The 26,757-nt window shown below is 62.1% G+C and carries 19 protein-coding genes; 9 read left to right on the top strand and 10 right to left on the bottom strand.

Features of this window, described 5'->3' with window-relative positions; all coding sequences use genetic code 11:
- The first annotated feature begins 152 nt into the window (after positions 1-152).
- Positions 153-863 (top strand): hypothetical protein, encoded by a 711-nt coding sequence (locus L8F45_RS05610; RefSeq protein WP_342361902.1) that lies wholly within the window; start codon positions 153-155, stop codon positions 861-863.
- A 545-nt stretch (positions 864-1,408) separates the two neighbouring features.
- Here L8F45_RS05610 and L8F45_RS05615 read toward each other — a convergent pair.
- From L8F45_RS05615 to L8F45_RS05660, 10 genes are all read right to left on the bottom strand, one after another.
- On the bottom strand, positions 1,409-1,678 hold the full coding sequence (locus tag L8F45_RS05615; RefSeq protein WP_342361903.1) for a hypothetical protein: 270 nt from the start codon (positions 1,676-1,678) through the stop codon (positions 1,409-1,411).
- A gap of 32 nt (positions 1,679-1,710) precedes the next feature.
- Entirely contained in the window at positions 1,711-2,199 is a 489-nt protein-coding gene (locus L8F45_RS05620; protein ID WP_342361904.1) for a hypothetical protein, read from the bottom strand.
- A complete protein-coding gene (locus L8F45_RS05625) occupies positions 2,196-2,759 on the bottom strand; it encodes a hypothetical protein (protein ID WP_342361905.1) in 564 nt (187 codons plus the stop codon). The genes L8F45_RS05620 and L8F45_RS05625 overlap by 4 nt, the downstream gene beginning before the upstream one ends.
- Before the next feature lie 189 nt (positions 2,760-2,948).
- Positions 2,949-3,503 carry a hypothetical protein gene (locus L8F45_RS05630; RefSeq protein WP_342361906.1) on the bottom strand — a complete coding sequence of 185 codons (555 nt, stop codon included), beginning with the start codon at positions 3,501-3,503 and terminating at the stop codon, positions 2,949-2,951.
- Between the two features lie 564 nt (positions 3,504-4,067).
- Entirely contained in the window at positions 4,068-5,273 is a 1,206-nt protein-coding gene (locus L8F45_RS05635; protein WP_342361907.1) for an AAA family ATPase, read from the bottom strand.
- Positions 5,270-5,860 (bottom strand): hypothetical protein, encoded by a 591-nt coding sequence (locus L8F45_RS05640; RefSeq protein WP_342361908.1) that lies wholly within the window; start codon positions 5,858-5,860, stop codon positions 5,270-5,272. Before L8F45_RS05640 ends, L8F45_RS05635 begins: the two co-directional genes overlap by 4 nt.
- Positions 5,861-5,958: 98 nt before the next feature.
- Entirely contained in the window at positions 5,959-6,195 is a 237-nt protein-coding gene (locus tag L8F45_RS05645; RefSeq protein ID WP_342361909.1) for a hypothetical protein, read from the bottom strand.
- A gap of 522 nt (positions 6,196-6,717) precedes the next feature.
- Positions 6,718-7,899 (bottom strand): tyrosine-type recombinase/integrase, encoded by a 1,182-nt coding sequence (locus L8F45_RS05650; protein WP_342361910.1) that lies wholly within the window; start codon positions 7,897-7,899, stop codon positions 6,718-6,720.
- 339 nt (positions 7,900-8,238) lie between these two features.
- Positions 8,239-9,024 carry a DUF4394 domain-containing protein gene (locus L8F45_RS05655; RefSeq protein ID WP_342361911.1) on the bottom strand — a complete coding sequence of 262 codons (786 nt, stop codon included), beginning with the start codon at positions 9,022-9,024 and terminating at the stop codon, positions 8,239-8,241.
- Positions 9,025-9,219: 195 nt separating this feature from the next.
- Positions 9,220-11,493 carry an EAL domain-containing protein gene (locus tag L8F45_RS05660; protein ID WP_342361912.1) on the bottom strand — a complete coding sequence of 758 codons (2,274 nt, stop codon included), beginning with the start codon at positions 11,491-11,493 and terminating at the stop codon, positions 9,220-9,222.
- Between the two features lie 778 nt (positions 11,494-12,271).
- On the opposite strand from L8F45_RS05660, the gene rplJ reads away from it, so the two are divergent.
- The 8 genes from rplJ (at position 12,272) to tuf (ending at position 26,691) form a co-directional block, all read left to right on the top strand.
- On the top strand, positions 12,272-12,790 hold the full coding sequence (rplJ, locus tag L8F45_RS05665; protein WP_342363371.1) for a 50S ribosomal protein L10: 519 nt from the start codon (positions 12,272-12,274) through the stop codon (positions 12,788-12,790).
- Positions 12,791-12,845: 55 nt separating this feature from the next.
- Positions 12,846-13,226, top strand: a complete 381-nt coding sequence (gene rplL, locus L8F45_RS05670; protein WP_342361913.1) for a 50S ribosomal protein L7/L12 — start codon at positions 12,846-12,848, stop codon at positions 13,224-13,226.
- A 236-nt stretch (positions 13,227-13,462) separates the two neighbouring features.
- Positions 13,463-17,587: a DNA-directed RNA polymerase subunit beta gene (gene rpoB / locus L8F45_RS05675; RefSeq protein ID WP_342361914.1), complete on the top strand. Its 4,125-nt coding sequence runs from the start codon at positions 13,463-13,465 to the stop codon at positions 17,585-17,587.
- Between the two features lie 118 nt (positions 17,588-17,705).
- Positions 17,706-21,920 carry a DNA-directed RNA polymerase subunit beta' gene (rpoC, locus tag L8F45_RS05680; protein ID WP_342361915.1) on the top strand — a complete coding sequence of 1,405 codons (4,215 nt, stop codon included), beginning with the start codon at positions 17,706-17,708 and terminating at the stop codon, positions 21,918-21,920.
- A gap of 480 nt (positions 21,921-22,400) precedes the next feature.
- Positions 22,401-22,772, top strand: coding sequence for a 30S ribosomal protein S12 (gene rpsL, locus L8F45_RS05685; protein WP_342361916.1), 372 nt, complete (start codon positions 22,401-22,403; stop codon positions 22,770-22,772).
- A gap of 92 nt (positions 22,773-22,864) precedes the next feature.
- Positions 22,865-23,335: a 30S ribosomal protein S7 gene (gene rpsG, locus L8F45_RS05690; RefSeq protein WP_342361917.1), complete on the top strand. Its 471-nt coding sequence runs from the start codon at positions 22,865-22,867 to the stop codon at positions 23,333-23,335.
- 33 nt (positions 23,336-23,368) lie between these two features.
- Positions 23,369-25,444, top strand: coding sequence for an elongation factor G (gene fusA, locus L8F45_RS05695; RefSeq protein ID WP_342361918.1), 2,076 nt, complete (start codon positions 23,369-23,371; stop codon positions 25,442-25,444).
- 56 nt (positions 25,445-25,500) lie between these two features.
- On the top strand, positions 25,501-26,691 hold the full coding sequence (gene tuf / locus L8F45_RS05700; protein ID WP_342361919.1) for an elongation factor Tu: 1,191 nt from the start codon (positions 25,501-25,503) through the stop codon (positions 26,689-26,691).
- Positions 26,692-26,757: the final 66 nt, after the last annotated feature.

The following is a 26,757-nucleotide window of genomic DNA, read 5'->3' on the forward strand; positions in this document are numbered from 1 at the left end:
TTCTGTTCTCCGATAACGGTGTTGAGCTTGACATTTGCATTTTGCAAATTTCCTTCGAGTCGATTTGCATTCTGCAAACAATATCTCTGCGGCACAACAATAACTTGCATTTGCCGAGGATCTGATCTTCGATATGTCGTCAATCTGGGGGAATGGCGATGACACCAAATACACAGACTCTCCGTTACAGCGATGCGCTGTGGCTTCGATGTTCCGACGAAGAAGAGTGGATCGCCCAACGTGAGCATGACGTCACCGAGAGTGAAGCTGCCACGTTGGTCGGCGCCGGACCGATACATACACATCTCGAACTGTGGGCTTCTAAGTCCGGATTGATTGATCCTCTTCCTAGGCGCGCCTCGTCTTCGATCTGGTCCGCGCGGCTTTCATACTCGGTGGCGGCCGGGGTCTGCGAAGACAACGGTTGGACGATTGTTGATTCAGGCCCGCTTCTGCACGTCCGCAGTTCACGATTCGTGGGAATGAGTGCGAGCCCGGACTATGTCGTTTTTTGCCCCAAGCGCGGTAACCTTGGAATTCTAAATATTCGAACAGGCCGCCCTTCTGATTATTCGGATCTGGCCTTACAGTTCGAATTGGAAGCCTGCGGCATCGAATGGGCCGCAGTGTGTTCGCCCAGCGACGATGGAGGGATGAAGGTCACAGTTCGAGAAAGATGGCATGAAGTCGGAATTGAACTGGGATACCTCGTAACGGATTTCATGCGGCGAGTCCGTGACCGTGACATGCCAGAACCGTTTTCAGTTCCATCGTCGCCGCTCATCGGCGTGTATTTCACCAGCTCGGACCTTCCCGTAGCAAGAGCACATCGAGCTGCGCACGCGCTTGAGTGTGCTGCATGAAATCCGAACCGATGTTCCTTACAATTGCCGACCTTTGCGAACGCTGGTCTTTCATTGTGAAACCACAGACCCTCGCGAAGTGGAGGGCGGCCCGTCGCGGTCCGGCATATAAGAAAATCGGAGGGCGCATCCTCTATGCCCTCGCCGATGTTGAGAAGTATGAGAGAGCTCAACAGAAAGACGCAACGCAACTACACCCAGCAAATTGTCGAACGAGGGGAGCGGCATGATTGTATCGAGGAAATGTGCTTGGTGTACCGACCCGTTTAGCACAGAGACGAGTGCGATAACCTGTTCCGCTGATTGCAGGCGGTATCGGAAGAATTGGGAAGCGCGAAAGCGCTACGCGGCAAATCCAGAGAAGATCAGAGAGAAAAACAGAATATACAAGGGAGAGAAGAGACGCCGGAAGATGCTCGCTGAGACTTGGCGGGCGATCGAGAGGCTCAAGATTGTTGCCAAGGAAAAAGGGATAAAGTGGCCCAAGAGCACGGAATAGAAATACTCGCAGTCGCGCGCCCCTAATTGAGGCGCGCCGCATTCGCTCACTTCACGACGCGGAGATTCGGGCGCGCCCGCAACGCCGAGCAAGTTTTATCCACTGCCTGCTTAAAGCGCTTCCACACCGGACCGTCTGGAACGCCCTTCGGCATGATCTCGCGTCGGTGCAGTTCGAACATATCGATGGCAGTCGCGCCGGTGCGAATTGCCATTTCCAGGTCCATTGCGATACCAACATCTTCCAGCCAGGACGCCATACATAGAAGCTCGAACGTGCGCTGGTCGTTCACCGATAATTGTTGACCGTTTGTCATATCCGCCTCTGGTCGGTTGTTTCACTTCGCTCTTAAACCTTGATCCCGCGAAGCGCGGCCGCTTTGGCCATCGCGCGGTCCCACCCGTCGCGCGCAGAGTCGCGAGCCGCTGACGGTGATGTTGAAAAGCTGTGAGTGGGGAGTGCTTCGTCAGCTTCCGCCATAGCGTTGATGAGTTGATTCCTCGCGTCGTCGACGGGCATGCCCGAATTGATTGCGGCTTGCAGGTCGAATCTCTGGCCGCGCTTCTCCGCGAACGCAGCCAACCTCCGCAAACTCATGATCCTATGCAGCTCTGCCTCTGCACTCGCTCGCGCGATCTGCTCGGCAAACGCGCGCGTTGCGGCGGCTTTGAGAGCATCGGGATCGGCCGGCGCGGCGGGCGCATGTGGCGTCGTCGGTGACGGTGAATCCGCGCGCGCTTCTATGGCCGCCAGAATCCGCCGTTGACGATCAATCGGCGCGATAGACGGCGACGGCGATTTTGATGAGATTGGGGAGTGAGTCTTTGGTTTTCTCATTGGGATAATCCGTTCTCTTCGGACCGACGGTCGGCGCGATTCGTCGTTTCTGCGAGGATGGCTGGCGGTCGCATTCCCGAGATTTCCGTCAGCGTGTCGCGTAAAACCTTATCGAGTGCCGCCATGAGCGCCTTGGGCTCACCGGCGCTCGCCGCTGCCAGTTGCAGCCCGTGACGATCCGGCACGTTCAGCAACTTGTCGCGGGCTATCCGCGCGAATTCGCGCAACCCCTTCTCGACAGCGCGCCGGTCAACAAGATCGCGGCGCTCTTTCGCGAGCTGAACGCGGGCCAACTCAGTATCGACTATGATCTTGATCCGCCGGGCTTCGGTCAGATCCATCCCGCCATCGTCGTCGTCTTGCTGCGGCGGGTTCGCACCGCCTCGGCGCTGTTCGACGTTAGCCTTTATCCATCGAAGGCCGGCCGCGACTTCGATACGGCCGTTCTTTCCGACAGGGAGGCCCGCGCTGACCATGGCGTTGACACGTTGACGTGAAACGCGAAGGCGGCGTGCGAATTCGGCCTGCGTGTCGGTCGGCTCGGCGTTCGGATAGTTCATGTGTCAACCAAATCGAAAAGCTATGCGGGGGTGGAACCATGCGGCGGCGCTTACCCGCACCACCCCGCCCCTAGGAGGAAGGACCCATTGGCCCAGACCATGGTCCGGTGAGGTGGTGAGCCCGGCGGGAGGTCGAATTCCGCCGGGCTGTCATGATCCGCGGTAGACGGACACGCATCACGATCTCAATCATTCGAGCTGACGGTCTTCCAAGTGAGACAGGTCGGTCGCGCCGTTGCGCCTTTCCACGACGAGTCCAGCGGAGGCCAGCGCGCGAATTGCAGCTTCTTCGTCCATTTCGAGGCGTGCGATCTGCACCTTGATCGCATTCAGCTCTGTCGCGCGCTGCGCTTCAGTGAGCTGTCCGAGCCGCGAATAGTCTGCCGTCGCAGCTTTGGCCTCGTTGACGATCACTTTGACCAAGCGTTCGGGGTCGAGGATCGCGGCGAGGTAGAGGGGCTTGAACCCCGCCATATGCACCCAAGCATTGTTCTCGCTGAACTTCCCTGAACTTCCAAAGATAGCGAACGCCCGCCCAGCTCGCGCCTCTTGCGCAGTGAAATCGACGATGCGGCGGGCACGGCGCTCGATTTCTGCGTCATCGACCGGCGCGATCTCTATTTCTTTTTCACGCTGCTTCGCCGCCTCGATTTTCGCGCGGATCGCATCGATATCGCGGCGTGCGTTCGCGCCCATCTGGCGGAGCTGAGCGCTAAGGGTGGAGAGCTTCTCTTTGAGCTTCATCGCGTTGGTCCTTTGCTGACCGCGACTCTGCCCGAGACCTTTTGCCAACCTTTTTCGTCAGACTGGCAAACTAAGATTTTCTGAGCGCTTCCCGGATTGTGCTTCGCCCGAGTGAAGTTCCAGCGATACGAATGGCATCGCACAGCCGATCCCGCTCGGGCGTGCCGGTCGAACAATGAAGCTCTCTGGCTCCAACGTCCGCCATAATGGCACCAGCCGCAGAATTCGCGCTTAGTTCCGACAGGTAGACCCGCCGGTATCTCCTCAATGTCTCGCGACGGCGTTGCAGACGCTCCGACCAATGGAACAAGCCGCGCCAGTGCTTCGCGATTGTGGCGCTTTCTCTCGGGTCCGACGCAACGGAAAATTGCGCGAATAGGCTGTCAGCGACCCTCTCTCGGGCAGACTCTCTCGATGCGGCAGGACTGGACCGGACACTGGACATCTCGGACACCCCTAAAGGGGTGTGTCCGTCCTGTCCGGCGTGTCCGGACGGAAAGTCCCCACCGGACATCCCGGACAATGTCCGATCTGTCCAGGATGTCCGGGATGTCCGGTGGGTCTTCAAAGCGCCCATATCCATTCGCCTCCGTCGTCTTCCTCGACCGCAAATGTCGCGCCGGCATCGCGCAACGCGCGTTTAAACGCTTGTCGCTTCGCATCAGCGCGCTTTGCGGCGTCACCATCGCCAACCGGATAGTGTTTTGAGAACTCGCTGCGGACGAGGTCCATTCGCACGGCCTTCACGCGCGGCCCGTCACCCCTGACGTGTCGTTCAACTCCGAAGTCACTCAGCGCCGAGTTGAACGCCTGCCGGAGCGCTTTCAACCCCTTGCCCTCCGGCTTTTGACGGGCGGCGCTTGAGGCGAGGGAACAAGCAACGTTCAGTTGAGGTTCAACAACGCACGCGCCGAAATCCTCGCCGTCATCGTCCTTCATCAGCGGGACGAAGCGGAGCTGGAACGGCGCGATAGGTCCCTCCGGACCGAACCGGGACTTGCTAAGCACAAGTTCGCGCTTTCCGACCGACCCCGCGAGTTCGTTCCGCTCTGCGATCACGCTCAAGACAATATCGCAACCGGCTCGCCAGCCTGACGCGCCTCGAAGACCGGTGCCGGCGGATTTTCCGAAGTGATGCACAGGCATCACGACGGTCGAAGTTTGATCGGATATGGCCTTGAGATGCCGGATCGTCCTAGCTGCTTCCGAATTGTCGTCCTCGTCTAGAAGATCAAATGTCGCTGCGAGCGTGTCGGCTATGACGAGTCTCAGCGGAATGCTGAACCGCCGCCTCATTTCTGCGTCTAGAAGCTTGAGGCGCTCGATTAGCGCAGCGCGCTCGAAATCGTTGGAGAGGTTCGGGACTTCGCCTAGGTAGGCGATCGGCAGGTTTCGTTGTGCTAGCTCATCTCGCGCAGCGGAAATGCGCGGCACCATCGTACCCGCGCCCTCAGCCGCCAAGATGGCCACGCCGCCGACTTCTCTGATGCGTTTCCCGAAGAAGTCGCAGCCCGAGGCAAGGCATGCGCCCAGATGCACCGCGACAAATGTCTTGCCAGCGCCAGATTGGCCGCCAAGAAATGCAATCCCGGCAGGCGGTAGGACTTCCTTTACAAGCCAATCCGGCGGGCGCACCGTCTCGTCGCCGTCGAATTTAAACCCATGTTCCCGCACTTCGATATCTGGACGCGCCGAACCGGCCCATCCTGGCGCTGGCGCGGGACCTTCGTCCAGGACGACAGCAAGGGCATCATCGCCACGATAGCTCATCGCGTGGCCTCATCGCTGTCGATGAGGCCGAGCCAGCGCCCGTACCGGTCCGCGACGACAGGCAACGGCTCCCGCTTGTAGAACGCGGCCAGTCTGAGCAGCCCTTGCCCTACACGTCTGACTTCACCGCGCGTGAACATCCAGTTGCTCGACGGTGAAACGAATAGCCTCTCGTTTCCACAATGCCACGAAAAGAGACCGTTGATCTTCGTTTCACCTCCGGAAAACCAGCGCGAGAGAATTCTGTCTTGATTCTCGGCAAGCCTGTTGTCGATCAGGTGCAGCGGCGGCGCGCGCCAGAGTTTTTCACTTTCGCGTTCAGCAGACTCGACGTGTTCCGTCACAAAGCTCTGAATATCGACAGTGATCTCGACCAACTCGGCGTGCAAGCGATCATGCTCGACACCCAGCCCGTCTAGATCAATTATTTCCTTGGCGATACGCGCGAGCGATGCGCTGACAGACGCCAACATATCGACCGCGTCAATCTGATCGAGAGAATGGAATCTCTGCGCTGCGATCTCCGCCGAACTCAGGCTTGAGCCGGAGCTTGCATCTTGCAAACTCTTCTTAGATAGCGTATGCATCTCAGTGTCATCTCGAATATTGATCGCGCGCTCGGCAAAGTTTGCGATCTGTGAGAAGCGAAAGCCCGGCCTATCGCCGGGCTTTTTGTTGTTTGCGATTAGGCGGCTTCAGCAATCAGAGCGTCAATGGAACTGCGCAGGATGAGCCTGCGGTTGCCCAAAGAGATTGTTTTGACGCGCCCATCTGCGATCATCTTCCAAGCCAGCGTCTTGCCGATGCTCGTGATCTTGCAAAGGCGCTGCACGGTGATGAACTTGACGTCGTCGTCCAACGCAGCCTCGATTTTTCGCCGACGGCGGATGCGCTGAGGGGCGTCTCGATGGTTATCGCTCATCAGGCCGCCACTTGCCGGGCTAAGCAATCAGCGTGCAACCGCCGGACGTACTCGCGCCCTCCCCCAACCGGATAGGCGACCCTTTTACCGGCCTTCACCCATGGAGGCCCACGGCCAACCCGGCGCCAATAGGCGAGCGTGTAAGCGGTCGTTCTCATCCCGAGAGAATCGAAGAGCCGCAGAGCCTCGTCGCCATAGACAAGTGCATCGTTGGGGAGCGCGCTCGCCCAAGCATGTATCGCCGCAATATCGTCGCGGATTTTGGGACGCAGTTCGGAACTTTCGGTTTTCAGTTGAAGCAAGGTCGGCTCCATCGCTGCTAGACCCCGCCAACCTCGCGGAAACTCTTTGCAAACCTCGCACGCTCTCGCTCGCGCCAACGCAACCGGTATCTTCTTTGTGGATAGGTGCAAAATCGGAAACTGCCGTGCGGCCATCAAGAGTTTCCCGACTATGGATCAATGTGGGCGCAGATTGACGCAATACGCGCAAAATTGCGTACCGAAGTGCGCGCGGAAAAAATCAACTCGCGCGCGCGGATTCGATGCCGGTCACATTCGTGACCTTCGGTGCAGTAGTCAAAAAAGCCGCCCACGCGACCATGAGTCGCCGCCGCTTCTCGAGCGCGTCGCCACGCCTGTAGGCGCGTTCGACTTCATTCCCGACATGGTGGGCAAGCGCCGCCTCAGCGATCTCGCGAGGAAAGTTCGTGGCCTCGCCGCACCAATCACGGAACGAACTCCGGAAACCGTGAGTCGTCGTGTCAACTTTCATACGCTTAAACAATCGGGCGCACGCCATATTCGACATAGGCTTGTTCGCCTTGCCCCCCGGAAAGATCAAGTCGGTCGGCTGCGGCTCCTTACGTTTGCCCTTCAATGCGGCGAGAATTTCCAAAGTCCGAGGCACCAACGGGACTCGATGCTCTCTATTCATCTTCATGCGCGCAGCGGGAACGGTCCAGACTTTGGCGGCCATATCGACCTCGCCCCATTTGGCGCCGGTGGCCTCACCCATGCGACTTGCTGTGAGAATGACGAACTCAAGCAGACGCGCCGCGAGGGCAGGGCGTTGGCGCAAGTTAAGGACGAATGCAGGGACCTCGCCGAATGGAATCGCCTTGTGATGCCCTCGGGACAGCTTTTGGGGCCGAGGTAATAGAGCCGACAGATGCCCCGACCAACGGGCGGGGTTGGCATGCGCGAAATGCCCTTTGGCGCTTGCCGCATCTAAGACTCGTTCTATACGACCGCGCAGCTTGGACGCTGACTCGGGCACGGTTTCCCAAAGCGGCTTGAGAACGCTCAGCACATCTTGCGTCGTTACGCGGTCAACTCGAATTGGACGAAGGATCGCTGCTTGCTCCTTCAGCGATGCCGTCCATTGATATTTCGACTTTGCGTTGCGCGTCCGCGCAATTGCGACCTTGAGGACTTCGTCGGCCATTTCCCCAAAGGTCGGGATGGCGCGTTGCGCGCGCTTGATCTCAAGGGGATCACGACCGGCCGCGAGTTCGATGCGCGCCGCGGCCGCCAAATCCCGAGCTTTCGCAAGCGGTACGTCTGCGACGGACCCGAGTCCCATCTCGCGCTGCCGTTTGTGCAAGACGTAAAAGAACACCCACGCTTTGCGACCATTCTTGCCGATGGAGAGATAAAGCCGTCCACCGTCTGCATATCGGCCTGGGTCCTTCAGCGCTGTCACGGTTCGCGCCGACAACCGATTTATCGCTCGCCCCATAACGAATCCCGCCGGCCCTAGTTCGGTAGCCCTAGCTTCGGCCCTAGTCCAAAACAGGGATTGGGGCGGCACGGGGCGAACTACCGCGAACAGTAGAACAAACGAGAACAAAAATATAGCTTCTTTTTCAGCGACTTATATCCATTCGCATCCATTTTCGGGAATGTCTGTCAAGTGGGGGTTTGGTTCCCCCCGCCCGCACCACCATCGTTTGGCGTCGCAGACGCAGTCAAACAAAGTCAGAAGAAAACCCGCTGCGCGGAGCGAATCTCGCGCAGCGGGATCATTCGCATCACGGCGGCGTCAGGGCGCGATCTTCGGCAGGATCGCGATGTCGCGCACCGCGCCTGAGAGCCCATCGATCTTCGCGGCGAGCGTTGCTTTCCCCGTTGCGAGATCAACCTTGTAGAGATTGGCGTCGGCCATCAGCCAGCCCGCATTGCCGCCATTGCCGTCCGACACGATGTCGAAGGCATAAGAAGCCGCGGTCACGCCGAGCTTTCCGATCGCGTTGAGAACGCCGTCATTCGGCGGCGCCTGCTTGACCAGCGCGCCAATCGTCGCGTCGATATCATAGAGGGCCGTTTCCTTCGCGCCCTTCAGCGAGTTCGAATAGGCGCCAGCGACGATCTTCGGCGTTTCGCCCTTGTGCATGTCGCTGTCGGCGAACTTCAGCTTGCCGTCGGTCGCAACCTTGCCGTCATCGACGTTGATTCGCAGATTCGTTCCGTCGGTCGCAATGACGCGCATGCGGTCCGCGACCGGATTGAAGTCGACAGCGAAGGTTACGTTCGCAGGAAGCGGCGCATCCAGCTTCGATTTCTGCATCGCCTTGCCCGTAGCATCGATCGTCCAGATCACGCCGTCCGAGGTCAACCCGTACAACATTCCGTCAGCCGGTCTGACGTCGACGCCGACGAGCTTTCCGCTCGCGCCCGAAATCCTCCAATTCTTGACGAGCTTCTTTGCATCGCTGTCGACGATGGCGATCATGTCGTCGCCGGTCAGCGCTGCGATCATTTCGGCTTTGGCGGGGCCGGCTAACGCCGCCGTCGCAGCGAGGGCGGCCAGGATTGCAGTCATGTTCATGGAGCGTCTCCGTGTGCGGTCGGCTGCGAGGCGCCGACAACGACTTTAGACGCGGCGGCGTCGGCCGGATGCGGGAGGCATGAGAAAATCGCGCACGAAGCGCCAGAGCATTCGCGCGACCGGAAGCGCTTCAGAGGGCGAAATTCCGATACACGCGAGAGCCGGCGCCAGATGCGCCGGCGTTCAATATTTTTCCTACGCCGCGGCTGATCTGATCGCTCGATCGCCGAGTTGTTCAAGCAGGAGCTCGGCCGCCTGCGGCTCGGAGAAGAGATATCCCTGCGCCAACCGGCAACCGAGCAATCTCACCTCGCGCAGATGCTCATCGGTCTCGACGCCCTCGGCGACAACCGACACGCCGATTTCGGATGCGAGATTGACGACTGCGCGAACGATCGCGGCTGTGCCCCTGTTATCGCCAAGGCTGCTGATGAAGGATCTGTCGATCTTGATTTTGTCGAAATGGAATTTGAGGAGATAGCTGAGAGATGAATGACCGGCGCCGAAATCGTCCAACGCCAGACTCACGCCGATCGCGCGCAGTTCCGTGAGGGCCTCGAGGGTGAACGGATCGTCTTGAAGCAGAGCGCTTTCAGTGATTTCGAGCTCAAGCAATTGCGACGGCAAGCCGGACTGCGACAGGGCGCGAATCGCCGCCGCCACAAGGCCCGGGCTGCGAAATTGCATCGGCGAGATATTAACGGCGATTTTCACGCCGGCGAGATGCTCTGTCGCCTGAGCGCATGCTTCGCGGAGCGCCCATTCTCCGAGAGGGATGATGAGGCCGCTCTCTTCGGCGATCGGAATGAATTCCGACGGAGGCACCATGCCGAATTCAGGATGTCGCCAGCGCATAAGCGCCTCGGCGCAGACAATCGCGCCTGTTACGACGTCGACGATCGGTTGAAATGCGATCGACAACTCCCCGCGCGCCAGCGCCGTGCGAAGGTCGGCTTCGAGGCGCCGTCGTTGCTGAAGGCTCGCGCTCATCTCATCGTTGTAGATGGCGTACGGCCAGGATCCCTTTGTGCGCGCCGCGAAGAGTGCGGCGTTGGCGTTACGCAATAATTCGTCGCTGGACGCGCCATGGTGCGGCGCGAACGCGATGCCGACGCTGACGCGAACCGCGACGCGCTGGCGGCGGATCCGGAACGGCCGCGACAGATTATCGATCGTCCGCTCGCAGCGCTGCAGCACTTCGCTGCGCGTGCGACTGTCCCGGAGGACAGCGGCGAAGACGTCGCCGCCGAGACGCGCCACGAAAGGCTCCGACCCGAGGCTGCGCCGGATTCGCCGCGCGGCCAGGCGCAACAGATCGTCGCCGGCGGCGTGGCCAAGCGAATCGTTCACTTCCTTGAAGCGACCGAGATCGATGACCAGCAGCGCCGTCATCTGTTCGCCAACCGCCAGAAGCGTGGCGTCCAGCGCATGCTGAAAAGCGATGCGATTCGCGACGCCGGTCAGCGCGTCGTGATGCGCGAGATGGGCGAGATGTTCCTCCGCGCGCCGACGTTCAGTCACGTCGACGACCGCGCCTTCATAAAAGAGCGGGACGCCATTGGCGTCGCGTACGAGCCAGGCGGTTTCCGAGACCCAGATCTTTTCGCGCGTCTTGTAGCGATGAACCTGGGAGATGAATTCCGTGACGACGCCGTTCTCGTCGACGAGTCCTCGAAACGCCTCGCGGCGACTGGGATCGGCGTACCACTCAGCCCCGATGTCGGAGACGGTGGCGAGAAGCTCCGCTTCGGTCTCGAAGCCGTTCAGCCGCGCAAGCGCGGGATTCGCGCGCAGCAACTTTCCGTCAAAGGTCGTGCGGTAGATGCCGATCGCCGCATTCTCGAACAGGCTGTGATATTCGGCTTCGGCCTGCCGGAGAGCGTCCTCGCGCGCGCGCAGGGCGGTGATATCGGAGAAGGTGCGCACACAACCGCCGTCGGGGAGGCTCACGGTGCGGACCTCGATGACCGTTCCGTTCGGGCGCTTGCGCTCGTAGCGCGGCAGGTCGGCGTATGAAGTCCGCGCCTTCGCGAAAGCCTTGACCTCATCGCTGGCGCCGTCGAATTCACCGTTTCGGAGCTGATATTCGACGATCTGGTCGGAGGTGAGGTTTTGCTCCATCAGCTCCGGGGGCAGCCCCAGCAGTTCGATCGTCCTGCGATTATAGATCGGGATGTTGCCTTCGGCGTCGAGCATGGCGATGCCTTGCTCGATGTTGTCCAGGGTGGTCGCCATGGTCCCGCGCAGCTTCGCCATTTCGGCGGCGCTTTGGGCCAGATCCTGAGCCAGCCTGCGGTTGCGCTCTTCCAGCGTCGCGGCGTCGACATCAAGCCGGTCGAGCTCTTCCTCGGCGCGCGCATAGGTGGCGCTGATCAGGGCGCCCAGCTTTTCAAGATCGGTCTCGCCGTTCGGACCGACGGCCTTGGCGAGCTGTCTCAGCCAGAGCTCATGCAGGGCGGCCTCCGACATCAAACACGCCTCGCCTGGATGGCGCTGGGCGCGGAGGCGGCTGACAAGGCGATTCTTCGCCCTGATTCCGACTTTTCCACCGCCGCCCTCGTGTTTGCGCCGCACTCGCGCGCATGCCGCCGGTCGATCGCCGGCGCGAACATGACGCAAGGCAGGCATAACCTGCGAAAGTGAATTCCGCGTTAGCGGCAGGCTTTCTGAATTTCCTTTCTACGTCAGGTATTTGCCATTATCGCGAGTAACGCTGGGGCAGTTTTCGGCGCTGGTTGGCGAGCCCGCGCCGCTGCGCCGGATATGCAAATTGGCGGCAGGGGCCCCTTGGCAACGCCGGATCATCGGAGTATGTGCCTCTGCTTCACGGGGTGTGATCGTTCGCGCCCCGTGTTGTGTTCCGGCGTTTTATCGCCGGAGTTCGCCAGACGAGGGGTCAGCCGGGCAATTCCGCGCTCTTGTCTGTCGATGTCCTGTCCGAGACTGCAGGTGGGCGGCCTCTCCAGCGCGAGCCGGGGCGGCGACATAATGCTTCGGGAGTTTTCTCCCTCGCGCCTGCATAGATGGGGAGTGGCCGGTTTCAATCTGTGGCGCAAGCCGCGGAAAAGGCAATCGGTTCGCACCTTATGACCTGGTTCGCATGCGCGCATCCGTGCTCGCCGTGATCCAGGGGGCAGGCGTATCCGTCGTCGTCCCTTGGGTCGGGCTGGAGCCGTTGGCGCCGGAACGGGTCAGGGTCGGCAAGGTGCAACCGGCGGGAATCCTCCCGCCAACCGGAGAGAGCCAAGTGGATCGAGCTGGAAAACGTGAGGCCGTAACGGCGCTGCACGACGTCTTCGACAAGACGGGCGTGGTCGTCGTGGCCCACTATGCCGGCCTCACGGTCGCCGACATGCAGAAGCTGCGTCATCAGATGCGGACTGCCGGCGCCACCGTGAAGGTCGCCAAGAACAGCCTCGCCAAAATCGCTCTTGATGGCACGGACGTCGCGTCCATCGGTTCCCTGCTGAAGGGGCCGACTTTGCTGGCCTACAGCAATGATCCGGTCGCGGCGCCCAAGGTCGCCGTCGCTTTCGCCAAGGACAATGACAAGCTTGTCATTCTCGGCGGAGCGATGGGAGCGACCGCTCTGGATGCGAACGGCGTCAAGGCGCTTGCCACGATGCCGTCGCTCGATGAACTGCGCGCCAAACTGGTCGGCCTGATCCAGGCCCCGGCCACGAAGCTCGCGCAGCTCGCAAACGCGCCGGCGGCCAAGCTCGCCCGCGTGTTCGGAGCCTATGCCAAGCAGGGCGAAGCGGCGTGAGGCCGTTTCACACCATCGAAATCGAAACCGAACACTCTATATAAGGACTTGGACAATGACGGATCTGTCGAAGATCGTTGACCAGCTCTCGAGCCTGACGGTGCTTGAGGCGGCGGAACTCGCCAAGATGCTGGAAGAGAAGTGGGGCGTGTCGGCGGCGGCTGCGGTCGCCGTGGCGGCTGGCCCGGGCGGCGGCGGCGCGGCGGCTGCGCCGGTCGAGGAGCAGACCGAGTTCACGGTCGTTCTCGCGGCTGCGGGCGACAAGAAGATCGAGGTCATCAAGGAGGTCCGCGCGATCACCGGCCTCGGCCTCAAGGAAGCCAAAGACCTCGTCGAAGGCGCGCCGAAGCCTGTCAAGGAAGGCGTCGCCAAGGAAGAGGCCGACAAGCTCAAGGCCCAGCTCGAGAAGGCTGGCGCGAAGGTCGAGCTCAAGTGAGCCGAGCGGGCATGGCGCCCGCTTCGCTCGCTGCCGGACGGTTCCTGACCGTCCGATCAGTGTGAAACCGGCGGCCCCGGAGGGTTTCCTCCGGGACCGCCTCGTTGTCTTTGCGGTTATCCGTAGCGGCGACGTGGATTGAGAGATTGAGGCGCTTGCCCGGACGGGCGCGCCGGCAGGGGCCTCAAGCGCGGGCGAGACGCGCGAGGTCCGGGCAAAGGACGAGCGAGGACGAGATGGCGCAGACTTTCAACGGCCGCAGGCGAATCCGTAAATTCTTCGGACATATCGGAGACGTGGCGGCGCTGCCGAACCTCATCGAGGTTCAGAAGGCGTCCTACGATCAGTTCCTGATGGTCGAGGAGCCCGCGGGCGGCCGCCTGGACGAAGGTCTGCAGGGCGTCTTCAAGTCAGTGTTTCCGATCTCCGACTTCTCGGGTCAGGCGATGCTCGACTTCGTGTCCTACACGTTCGAGGCGCCAAAGTATGACGTCGACGAGTGCCGCCAGCGCGGCATCACCTTTGCTGCGCCGCTGAAGGTCACGCTGCGCCTGATCGTGTTCGATATCGATCCCGACACCCAGGCGAAGTCGGTTCGCGACATCAAGCAGCAGGACGTCTATATGGGCGACATGCCGCTGATGACGTCGAACGGCACGTTCATCGTCAATGGCACCGAGCGCGTCATCGTCTCGCAGATGCATCGCTCGCCGGGCGTGTTCTTCGATCACGACAAGGGCAAGACCCACTCCTCGGGCAAGCTGCTGTTCGCCGCCCGCATCATTCCCTATCGCGGCTCCTGGCTCGACATCGAATTCGACGCCAAGGACATTGTGCATGCGCGCATCGACCGCAAGCGCAAGATCCCCGTTACGTCGCTGCTGTTCGCGCTCGGCCTCGACGCCGAGGAAATCCTGTCGACCTTCTATCGCGCGCTGACCTATTCGCGCGCGAAGGCCGGCGGCTGGAGCGTTCCCTATGACTGGGAGCGCTTCAAGGGCTTCAAGGCGTCCGCCGACATGGTGGACGCCGACACCGGTGAAGTCGTGGTCGAGATGGGGCGCAAGCTCACCGCGCGCGCCGCGCGCCAGCTTGCCGAGAAGGGCCTGAAGTCGCTGAAGGCGAACGACGAGGACGTCGTCGGCCAGTATATCGCCTCCGACGTGGTCAACCCCGCGACCGGCGAAATCTACGCCGAGGCCGGCGAGGAGATCACCGAGAAGCTGATGAAACTATTCGATGAGCAGCAGATCAATTCGCTGCCGATCCTCGACATCGACCACATCAATATCGGCGGCTACATCCGCAACACGCTCGCGGTCGACAAGAATTCGCGTCGCGAGGAGGCGCTGTTCGACATCTATCGCGTCATGCGTCCCGGCGAGCCGCCGACGATCGAGACGGCCGAGAACATGTTCCAGTCGCTGTTCTTCGACGCCGAGCGCTATGATCTGTCTGCGGTTGGCCGCGTGAAGATGAACATGCGCCTCGACCTCGATGCGCCCGACACCCAGCGCACGCTGCGCCGCGAGGATATCCTCGCGGTCGTGAAGGCGCTCGTCGAATTGCGCGACGGCCGCGGCGAGATCGACGACATCGACCATCTCGGCAACCGTCGCGTGCGCTCGGTCGGCGAGCTCATGGAGAACCAGTATCGCCTCGGCCTGCTGCGCATGGAGCGCGCGATCAAGGAGCGCATGAGCTCCGTCGAGATCGATACGGTGATGCCGCAGGATCTGATCAACGCGAAGCCCGCGGCGGCCGCGGTGCGCGAGTTCTTCGGCTCCTCGCAGCTTTCGCAGTTCATGGACCAGACCAACCCGCTGTCGGAAGTGACGCACAAGCGTCGCCTCTCGGCGCTTGGACCGGGCGGCCTGACGCGCGAACGCGCCGGCTTCGAGGTGCGCGACGTGCATCCCACGCACTATGGCCGCATCTGCCCGATCGAAACGCCGGAAGGCCCGAACATCGGCCTGATCAACTCGCTCGCGACCTTCGCGCGCGTGAACAAGTACGGCTTCATCGAGAGCCCGTACCGTCGCGTCCGCGACGGCAAGGCGACGAGCGAAGTAGCTTACCTCTCCGCCATGGAAGAGCAGAAGCACACGGTCGCGCAGGCCGACGCCAAGATGGACAAGGACGGCAAGCTTCTCGACGATCTCGTGCTCTGCCGTCAGGCTGGCGACGTTGTCGTGGTGACGCCCGACAAGGTCGACTATATGGACGTGTCGCCGAAGCAGCTCGTTTCGGTGGCGGCGGCGCTCATCCCGTTCCTTGAGAACGACGACGCGAACCGCGCGCTCATGGGCTCGAACATGCAGCGTCAGGCCGTGCCGCTCGTGCGCGCCGATGCGCCGTTCGTCGGCACCGGAATGGAGGCCGTCGTTGCGCAGGATTCCGGCGCGGCGATCGCTTCCCGCCGCGGCGGCATCGTTGACCAAGTGGACGCGACCCGCATCGTCGTCCGCGCGACGGAGGATCTTGATCCTTCCAAGTCGGGCGTCGACATCTACCGGCTGATGAAGTTCCAGCGCTCGAACCAGTCGACCTGCATCAACCAGCGTCCGCTGGTGAAGGTGGGCGACGTAATCGGCAAGGGCGCGATCATTGCCGACGGTCCGTCGACGGAGCTTGGCGAGCTCGCGCTCGGCCGCAACGTGCTCGTCGCGTTCATGCCGTGGAACGGCTACAACTTCGAAGACTCGATCCTGCTGAACGAGAAGATCGTGAAGGAGGACGTGTTCACCTCGATCCATATCGAGGAGTTCGAGGTCGCCGCCCGCGACACCAAGCTCGGCCCTGAGGAAATCACGCGCGACATTCCGAACGTCTCGGAAGAAGCGCTGCGCAACCTCGACGAAGCCGGCATCGTTTATATCGGCGCCGAAGTGCAGGCGGGCGATATTCTTGTCGGCAAGATCACGCCGAAGGGCGAAAGCCCGATGACGCCGGAAGAGAAGCTGCTCCGCGCGATCTTCGGCGAGAAGGCCTCCGACGTGCGCGACACCTCGCTGCGCGTGCCGCCGGGCGTGCAGGGCACGATCGTCGAAGTGCGCGTGTTCAACCGCCACGGCGTCGAGAAGGACGAGCGCGCCCAGGCGATCGAGCGCGAGGAGATCGAGCGTCTGGCGAAGGACCGCGACGACGAGCAGGCGATCCTTGATCGCAACGTCTATGCGCGTCTCGGCGAATTGCTCACTGGCAAGAGCGCGATCTCGGGGCCGAAGGGCTTCAAGAAGGACACGAAGCTGACGCGCGAGACGCTCGGCGAGTATCCGCGCTCGCAGTGGTGGACGTTCGCCATCGAGGACGACGCGCTGATGTCGTCGATCGAGGCGATGCGCAAGCAGTATGACGAAGCCAAGAAGGGCCTCGAGCAGCGCTTCCTCGACAAGGTCGAGAAGGTGCAGCGCGGCGATGAACTCGCGCCCGGCGTGATGAAGATGGTCAAGGTCTTCGTCGCGGTGAAGCGCAAGATCCAGCCGGGCGACAAGATGGCCGGCCGCCATGGCAACAAGGGCGTCGTCTCCAAGATCGTGCCGTCCGAAGACATGCCGTTCCTTGAGGATGGCACGCCTGTCGACATCGTGCTGAACCCGCTCGGCGTGCCGAGCCGCATGAATGTCGGTCAGATTCTCGAGACGCACCTTGGCTGGGCTTGCGCCGGTCTCGGCAAGAAGATCAGCGACGCGCTCGACGCCTATCGCCGCAACGCGAAGATCGAGGACCTCAAGAAGACGATGAGCTTCGTCTACGGCGAGGATCCGCATCTGAAGACGCTGAACGATGAGGAGATCATCGAGCAGTCGGAGATGCTTCGTCGTGGCGTGCCGATCGCAACGCCGGTGTTCGACGGCGCGAAGGAAGCCGACATCGAGAAGTTCCTCGACATGGCGGGCCTCGACAAGTCGGGGCAGGTGACTTTGTACGACGGCCGCTCCGGCGAGCCGTTCGAGCGCAAGGTGACCGTCGGCTACATCTACATGCTGAAGCTGCACCACCTCGTCGACGACAAGATCCACGCGCGTTCGATCGGGCCTTACTCGCTCGTCACGCAGCAGCCTCTGGGCGGCAAGGCCCAGTTCGGCGGCCAGCGTTTCGGCGAAATGGAGGTCTGGGCGCTCGAAGCCTACGGCGCCGCCTACACCCTGCAGGAAATGCTGACGGTGAAGTCGGACGACGTCGCGGGCCGCACCAAGGTCTACGAGGCCATCGTGCGCGGCGACGACGCGTTCGAGTCGGGCATCCCCGAGAGCTTCAACGTGCTGGTCAAGGAAATGCGGTCGCTCGGCCTCAACGTCGAGCTGCAATCGACGAAGAAGCCGGAAGGCGAACTGCCGCCGGCGGAAGCCGCGGAATAACGCGAGAGATTGAGAGCGGGGTCCGCGCGGCGTTGCGTCGCGCGCGGACCGATAAAGGAACCAACTGCCGGCCGTCGCGAATGCGCATCGCAGACGGCGCTGGCGTGAGGAGAGAGCGATGAACCAGGAAGTGATGAATCTGTTCAATCAGCAGGCCGCGCCGCCGACGTTTGATCAGATCCGCATTTCGATCGCGAGCCCGGAGAAAATCCTCTCCTGGTCGTATGGCGAGATCAAGAAGCCCGAAACCATCAACTACCGGACGTTCAAGCCGGAGCGCGACGGTCTGTTCTGCGCGCGCATCTTTGGGCCGATCAAGGATTACGAGTGCTTGTGCGGCAAGTACAAGCGCATGAAGTACAAGGGCGTCATCTGCGAGAAGTGCGGCGTCGAAGTCACGTTGGCGCGCGTCCGGCGCGAGCGCATGGGCCATATCGAGCTCGCGGCGCCCGTCGCGCACATCTGGTTCCTGAAGTCGCTGCCGAGCCGCATTGGCCTGTTGCTCGACATGACGCTCAAGGAGCTGGAGCGCATCCTCTATTTCGAAAGCTATGTTGTTCTTGAGCCGGGCCTCACGCCGCTCAAGGATCGTCAGCTCCTGTCCGAAGACGAATATGTCATGGCGCAGGACGAGTACGGCCAGGATTCGTTCACGGCGAAGATCGGCGCCGAGGCGATCCGCGACATGCTGCGTGGCATGGATCTCGAGCAGATCGCGATCCAGCTTCGCCAGGAGCTCGCGGTTGCGACCGGCGAACTCAAGCCGAAGAAGCTCGCCAAGCGGCTGAAGATCATCGAGGCGTTCCGCGAATCCGGCAACAAGCCGGAATGGATGATCCTGACCAATGTGCCGGTCATCCCGCCGGACCTACGTCCGCTCGTGCCGCTCGACGGCGGTCGCTTCGCGACGTCCGATCTGAACGATCTCTATCGCCGCGTCATCAACCGCAACAACCGTCTGAAACGGCTGATCGAACTGCGCGCGCCTGACATCATCATCCGCAACGAAAAGCGCATGCTGCAGGAGTCTGTGGACGCGCTGTTCGACAACGGCCGTCGCGGCCGCGTCATCACCGGCGCCAACAAGCGTCCGCTGAAGTCGCTGTCCGACATGCTGAAGGGCAAGCAGGGCCGCTTCCGTCAGAACCTGCTCGGCAAGCGCGTCGATTATTCCGGCCGTTCGGTGATCGTCGTCGGTCCGGAGCTCAAGCTGCATCAGTGCGGCCTGCCGAAGAAGATGGCGCTCGAACTGTTCAAGCCGTTCATCTATTCGAAGCTCGACGCGCGCGGCTATTCCTCCACCGTCAAGCAGGCGAAGAAGCTGGTCGAGAAGGAGAAGCCGGAGGTTTGGGATATCCTTGACGAGGTGATCCGCGAACATCCGATCATGCTCAACCGCGCGCCGACGCTGCATCGTCTGGGCATCCAGGCGTTCGAGCCGGTGCTGATCGAAGGCAAGGCGATCCAGCTTCACCCGCTGGTTTGCGCCGCGTTCAACGCCGACTTCGACGGCGACCAGATGGCCGTGCACGTTCCGCTGTCGCTCGAAGCGCAGCTCGAAGCGCGCGTGCTGATGATGTCGACCAACAACATCCTGCATCCCGCGAATGGTCAGCCGATCATCGTGCCGTCGCAGGACATCGTGCTCGGTCTCTATCACCTCACCATCATGGCTGACGGCGAGCCGGGCCAGTACAAGGCTGATCCGAAGACCGGCGTGCTGCAGGGCGTCTACAGCGATCTCGGCGAGCTCGAGCATGCGCTGTCGAGCAAGGCGGTGACGCTGCACGCGAAGATCAAGTATCGCTGGAAGGGCCTCGGCGCCGACGGCAAGCCGGTGACGAAGTTCTATGACACGACGCCCGGCCGAGTGCTGCTCGGCCAGCTTCTGCCGAAGGACCCGAAGGTTCCGTTCGACGTCGCGAACCGTCTCATGACGAAGCGCGAAATCTCGGGGATGATCGACTCCGTCTACCGCAACTGCGGTCAGAAGGAGACGGTGATCTTCTGCGACCGCATCATGTCGCTCGGCTTCACCAACGCGTTCCGCGCCGGCATCTCATTCGGCAAGGACGACATGGTGATCCCGGAGAACAAGTGGACGATCGTCGAAGAGACGCGCGCGCTCACCAAGGATTACGAGCAGCAGTATCAGGACGGTCTGATTACGCAGGGCGAGAAGTACAACAAGGTCGTCGACGCCTGGGCGAAGTGCTCGGACAAGCTCGCGGCCGAAATGATGGCGCGCATCTCGTCGGTGAAGAAGGACGACAAGGGCCGCGATAAGCCGGTGAACTCGATCTACATGATGAGCCACTCCGGCGCGCGCGGTTCGCCCACGCAGATGAAGCAGCTCGCGGCGATGCGCGGCCTGATGGCCAAGCCGTCAGGCGAGATCATCGAAAGCCCGATCATCTCGAACTTCAAGGAAGGTCTCGACGTTCTCGAGTACTTCAACTCCACGCATGGCGCCCGCAAGGGTCTCGCCGACACGGCGCTCAAGACGGCCAACTCCGGCTATCTCACCCGCCGTCTCGTCGACGTCGCGCAGGACGCGATCATCTCCGAAGTCGATTGCGGCTCGACCGGCGGCATCTCGATGCGCGCCATCGTCGACGCCGGCCAGATCGTGGCTTCGCTGGCGATCCGCATTCTCGGCCGCACCGCGGCGGAGGATCTGACCGATGCGGACGGCAAGGTCATCGTCGCCACCGGCGAGATGATCGAGGAGAAGCACATCGACAAGATCACCGCCGCCGGCATCCAGGAAGTGAAGATTCGTTCGGTGCTCACCTGTGAGACCAAGAACGGCGTCTGCGCGACCTGCTACGGACGCGATCTCGCGCGCGGCACGCCCGTCAATATGGGCGAAGCCGTCGGCGTCATCGCGGCGCAGTCGATTGGCGAGCCGGGCACGCAGCTCACCATGCGCACCTTCCACATCGGCGGCGCGGCGCAGATCAATGAGCAGTCGTCGCTCGACTCCAACTTCGAAGGCGTGGTCAAGGTCCGCAATCGCAACGTCGCCCGCAATTCCGAGGGCGAACTCGTCGCGATGAGCCGCAACATGTCGATCATCATCGCCGCCCCTGATGGAACGGAGCGCGCGGTGCATCGCATCGCCTATGGCGCGAAGCTCAAGGTGGACGAGGGCGACACGATGAAGCGCGGCCAGCGCATCGCGGAGTGGGATCCCTACACCCGTCCGATCCTCACCGAGGTCGACGGCAAGGTCGGGCTGGAGGATCTCATCGACGGCCAGTCGATGGTTGAAACCGCCGACGAGTCGACGGGCATCTCCAAGCGCATCGTGATCGACTGGCACGGTTCGCAGCGTACGGCGAGCCTCAAGCCGGCGATGGTGATCGAGGACAAGAACGGCAAGATCGCCAAGCTCGCGCGCGGCGGCGACGCCCGCTACTTCCTCGCGGTCGACGCGATCGTGGCGGCGGAGCCGGGCTCGACGGTGAAGGCCGGCGACGTTCTCGCGCGTATCCCGATGGAGAGCGCCAAGACCCGCGACATCACGGGTGGTCTGCCGCGCGTGGCGGAGCTGTTCGAAGCGCGTCGTCCGAAGGACGCCGCGATCATCGCGGAGAAGTCGGGCACCGTCCGCTTCGGCCGCGACTACAAGAACAAGCGCCGCCTGACGCTCGAACCGAGCGATGGGTCGGAGGCGGTCGAGTACCTGATCCCGAAGGGCAAGCACATCCACTTGCAGGACGGCGACATGGTGGAACTCGGCGACTACATCGTCGACGGCAATCCGGCTCCGCACGACATTCTGGCGATCAAGGGCGTGGAGGAGCTTGCGGCTTACCTCGTCAACGAAATCCAGGAAGTCTACCGGTTGCAGGGCGTGAGCATCAACGACAAGCACATCGAGGTGATTGTCCGTCAGATGCTGCAGAAGATCGAGGTCACCGATCAGGGCGACACCGAGCTTCTTTCCGGCGAGCAGCTTGACCGCACCGAGTTCGACGACATCAACGCCAGGTTCGTCGCGGAGGGTCGCAAGCCCGCCGCCGGCGTGCCGGTGCTGCTCGGCATCACCAAGGCGAGCCTCCAGACCCGGTCGTTCATCTCGGCGGCGTCCTTCCAGGAGACCACCCGCGTCCTTACCGAGGCGGCGGTCAACGGCAAGGTCGACACGCTGGAAGGCCTCAAGGAGAACGTCATCGTCGGCCGCCTTATCCCGGCCGGCACGGGCGGCATGATCTCCCGGCTGCGCTCGGTCGCGACCCGTCGCGACGATCTCATCCTCCAGCAGCAGGCGACCCAGCCTGCGCCGGAGCTGGAGACGCCGCAGCCGGCTGCAACCGCGGCCGAGTGATCGGACCCTTTAAGGGAATCATCGAAAGGCCGCCGCGAGGCGGCCTTTTCCTTTGGTGGAATCGACCAGATTCGCCGGAATCAGGGCCCTCGCGGCGGAATTGGAGCCGGCGCGGCCGGATTTCGGCTCAAATCCCTGCGAAGATAGTCAAAATGCCGGATTTTCAGGCCGTTCCGGCTGTTGACGGCCTGTTAAAGCTGAGTCATAAGCCCCGCCACATCGGCAGGCGGTTGGCTGTGCTGTTCCCTCAGGGATTCCCGAGGGACCCACCCGGTCAAGACGCTGCCGCGACTAGCTTCGACAGATCCGGTTCTCTTTTGAGCGGGATCAGCCGCGCATGAACGTCCCACCCGGGGCGGTCCTCTGCAAGCGCAGCGCGCCCGGGCGATAGCCTATGGCGCGTGTTTGTTTTGCGCGCACGGAATGTTGAAGCGCGGCGCGGGCCGATCAGGTGATTGGAACGAGCGAAAAAGGCGAGAGATGCCGACGATCAGCCAGCTGATCCGCAAGCCGCGCACGGTGCGGACCTACCGCGAGAAGTCGCGCCACATGGAGGCTTGCCCCCAGAAGCGCGGCGTCTGCACGCGCGTCTATACGACGACGCCGAAGAAGCCGAACTCGGCGCTGCGCAAGGTCGCGAAGGTGCGTCTTACCAATGGCTTCGAGATCATTGGTTACATTCCGGGTGAAGGCCACAACCTGCAGGAGCACTCGGTGGTCATGATCCGCGGCGGCCGCGTGAAGGACCTTCCGGGCGTCCGCTATCACATCCTGCGCGGCGTGCTCGACACGCAGGGCGTCAAGGACCGCAAGCAGCGCCGTTCGAAGTACGGCGCGAAGCGTCCGAAGTAAGCAACGAGTTTCCGCGGCCTGCTTCCGCCGACGCGCTTTGCGCGGGGCTAGGGAGCGGGCCGCGGCCTTCCACCTACGGGAGCAAAGAGACCATGTCCCGCCGTCACAGCGCCGAAAAGCGTGAGATCATTCCGGACCCGAAGTTCGGCGACATCGTCGTCACCAAGTTCATGAACTCGGTGATGTATGAGGGCAAGAAGTCGACCGCCGAGCGCATGGTCTATGGCGCCTTCGACTCGATTGAAGCCAAGGCCAAGGTGTCGCCGATCGAAGTGTTCAAGGCGGCGCTCGAGAACGTCGCTCCGGCGATCGAAGTCCGCTCCCGCCGCGTCGGCGGCGCGACGTATCAGGTTCCGGTCGAGGTCCGCCCGACCCGCCGTCAGGCGCTGGCGATCCGCTGGATCATCCAGGCTGCGCGCGCGCGCAACGACCGCACCATGGTCGATCGTCTCTCGGCCGAGCTGCTCGACGCAGCCAACAACCGCGGCAACGCGGTCAAGAAGCGGGAAGACACGCACAAGATGGCGGAAGCCAACCGCGCCTTCGCGCACTACCGCTGGTAACAGCGGCGCAACTCACGAATTTCGAGCACGATCATGGCCCGCACGCACGCGATCACCGACTACCGAAATTTCGGCATCATGGCGCATATCGACGCCGGCAAGACGACGACGACCGAGCGCGTGCTGTATTACACGGGCAAGTCGCACAAGATCGGCGAAGTCCATGACGGCGCCGCCACCATGGACTTCATGGAGCAGGAGCAGGAGCGCGGCATCACGATCACGTCGGCTGCGACGACCGCTTTCTGGAAGGGTAAGCGCCTCAACATCATCGACACCCCCGGCCACGTCGATTTCACCATCGAAGTCGAGCGTTCGCTGCGCGTGCTCGACGGCGCGGTATGCGTGCTCGACTCCAACCAGGGCGTCGAGCCTCAGACCGAAACGGTCTGGCGTCAGGGCGACAAGTACAAGGTTCCGCGCATCGTCTTCTGTAACAAGATGGACAAGACGGGCGCCGATTTTTATCAGTGCCTCGACGACATCAAGAAGCGCCTTGGCGCGAAGCCGGTTCCGATCCAGCTTCCGATCGGCGCCGAGTCCGATTTCAAGGGCATCATCGACCTCGTCCGCATGAAGGCGGTGGTGTGGTCGGGCGAGGCGCTCGGCGCCGAATTCGACGAGAACGCCGAGATCCCGGCCGACCTCGTTGAGAAAGCCAACGAATACCGCGCTGCACTGATCGAAGCCGCCGTCGAGCTCGACGACGCCGCGATGGAAGCCTATCTCGAGGGCAAGGAAACCAGCGAAGAGACGCTGAAGACGCTGATCCGCAAAGCGGTTCTCACCGGCGCCTTCTACCCCGTGCTCGCCGGCTCCGCCTTCAAGAACAAGGGCGTTCAGCCGCTGCTCGACGCCGTCGTTGATTATCTCCCGTCTCCGATCGATCGTGGCGCGATCAAGGGCATCGACTACAAGACCGGCGAAGAGACCTCGCGCGCGCCGACCGACGATGCGCCGCTGTCGCTGCTCGGTTTCAAGATCATGGACGACCAGTATGGCGTCCTGACCTTCTGCCGCATCTATTCCGGCAAGCTCGAGAAGGGCATGGGCCTGCTCAACTCGACCCGTGAGAAGAACGAACGCGTCGGCCGCATGCTGCTGATGCATGCGAACAACCGTGAGGAAATCTCGGAAGCCTATGCCGGCGACATCGTCGCGCTGGTTGGCCTGAAAGACACCCGCACCGGCGACACGCTCTGCGACCCACAGAAGGCCGTGATCCTCGAGAAGATGGAGTTCCCGGAACCTGTCATCGAGATGAAGGTCGAGCCGAAGACGAAGAACGACCAGGAGAAGATGGCGCTCGCGCTCATCAAGCTCGCGTCGGAGGATCCGTCGTTCCGCGTCACGACGGACTCAGAGTCGGGCGAGACGATCATCAAGGGCATGGGCGAGCTGCATCTCGACATCAAGGTCGACATCCTGCGCCGCACGCACAAGGTGGAAGTGAATGTTGGCGCGCCGCAGGTGGCGTTCCGCGAGCGGATCGGCCGTCGCGTCGAGAAGGACTACACCCACAAGAAGCAGTCGGGCGGTACGGGCCAGTTCGCGCGCGTGAAGTTCATCGTCGAGCCGAACGAAGCCGGCAAGGGCTATGAGTTCGAGTCGAAGATCGTCGGCGGCTCGGTGCCGAAGGAATACATCCCCGGCGTCGAAAAGGGCCTCAACTCGGTGCTCGGCGCTGGCGTGATCGCCGGCTTCCCGGTCGTCGATCTCAAGGTCACGCTGATCGACGGCGCCTACCACGAAGTCGACTCCTCGGCGCTGGCGTTCGAAATCGCGGCGCGCGCGGGTCTTCGCGAGGCGCTGCAGGAAGGCAAGTGCGTCCTGCTCGAGCCGATCATGAAGGTCGAGGTGGTGACGCCGGAAGAATACACCGGCTCCGTCATCGGCGATCTCAACTCCCGCCGCGGCCAGATCCAGGGTCAGGACATGCGCGGCAATGCGGTCGTCGTGAATGCGATGGTGCCGCTGATGAACATGTTCGGTTACGTGAGCAACCTCCGGTCGTTCACGCAGGGCCGGGCCAGCTACACGATGCAGTTCGATCACTACGCTCAGGCGCCGAACAACGTCGTCACCGAAATTCAGGCCAAGTCGGCCTGATCTTTCACCACTTAGGTTCCAAACGCGCGTCGCGCACACGTTGATGGAGGGCCACGATGGCCAAAGAGAAGTTCAATCGCAGCAAGCCGCACTGCAACATCGGCACCATCGGTCACGTCGACCATGGCAAGACGTCGCTGACGGCTGCGATCACGAAGGTGCTCGCCGAGAGCGGCGGCGCGACCTTCACCGCCTATGACCAGATCGACAAGGCGCCGGAAGAGAAGGCGCGCGGCATCACGATCTCGACCGCGCACGTCGAGTACGAGACCACGAAGCGCCACTATGCGCACGTCGACTGCCCCGGCCACGCCGACTATGTGAAGAACATGATCACCGGCGCCGCGCAGATGGACGGCGCGATCCTGGTCGTGTCTGCTGCTGACGGCCCGATGCCGCAGACCCGCGAGCACATCCTGCTCGCCCGCCAGGTCGGCGTTCCCGCGCTCGTCGTGTTCATGAACAAGGTCGACATGGTCGACGATCCGGAACTCCTCGACCTCGTCGAGCTCGAGGTCCGTGAGCTTCTCTCGAAGTACGAATTCCCTGGCGACGACATTCCGATCACCAAGGGCTCGGCGCTGATGGCGCTCGAAGACAAGAGCCCCGAGATCGGCCGCGACGCCGTTCTCAAGCTGATGGAGACGGTCGACGCCTACATCCCGCAGCCTGAGCGCCCGATCGATCTGCCCTTCCTGATGCCGGTCGAAGACGTGTTCTCTATCTCCGGCCGCGGCACGGTCGTCACTGGTCGCGTCGAGCGCGGCATCGTCAAGGTCGGCGAGGAAATCGAGATCGTCGGTCTGCGCGACACGCAGAAGACCACGGTCACCGGTGTCGAGATGTTCCGCAAACTGCTCGATCAGGGCCAGGCGGGCGACAACATTGGCGCGCTGCTGCGCGGCACGAAGCGCGAGGACGTCGAGCGCGGCCAGGTGCTGTGCAAGCCGGGCTCGGTGAAGCCGCACAAGAAGTTCAAGGCTGAAGCCTACATCCTGACGAAGGACGAGGGCGGTCGCCACACGCCGTTCTTCACGAACTATCGTCCGCAGTTCTACTTCCGTACGACCGACGTGACCGGCGTCGTCCATCTGCCCGAGGGCACCGAGATGGTCATGCCTGGCGACAACATCGCCATGACGGTCGAGCTGATCACGCCAATCGCGATGGAAGAGAAGCTCCGCTTCGCCATCCGCGAAGGCGGCCGCACGGTGGGCGCGGGCGTCGTCGCCTCGATCATCGAGTAATCATTGGAATTGTCCGGCGCGACGCACGCTGTGTCGCGCCGGATATGTTTGACACGGCAGTGAAGG

Origin of the sequence: Terrirubrum flagellatum (assembly GCF_022059845.1) — a bacterium.
In the GTDB taxonomy this organism is placed as follows: Bacteria; Pseudomonadota; Alphaproteobacteria; order Rhizobiales; family Beijerinckiaceae; genus Terrirubrum; species Terrirubrum flagellatum.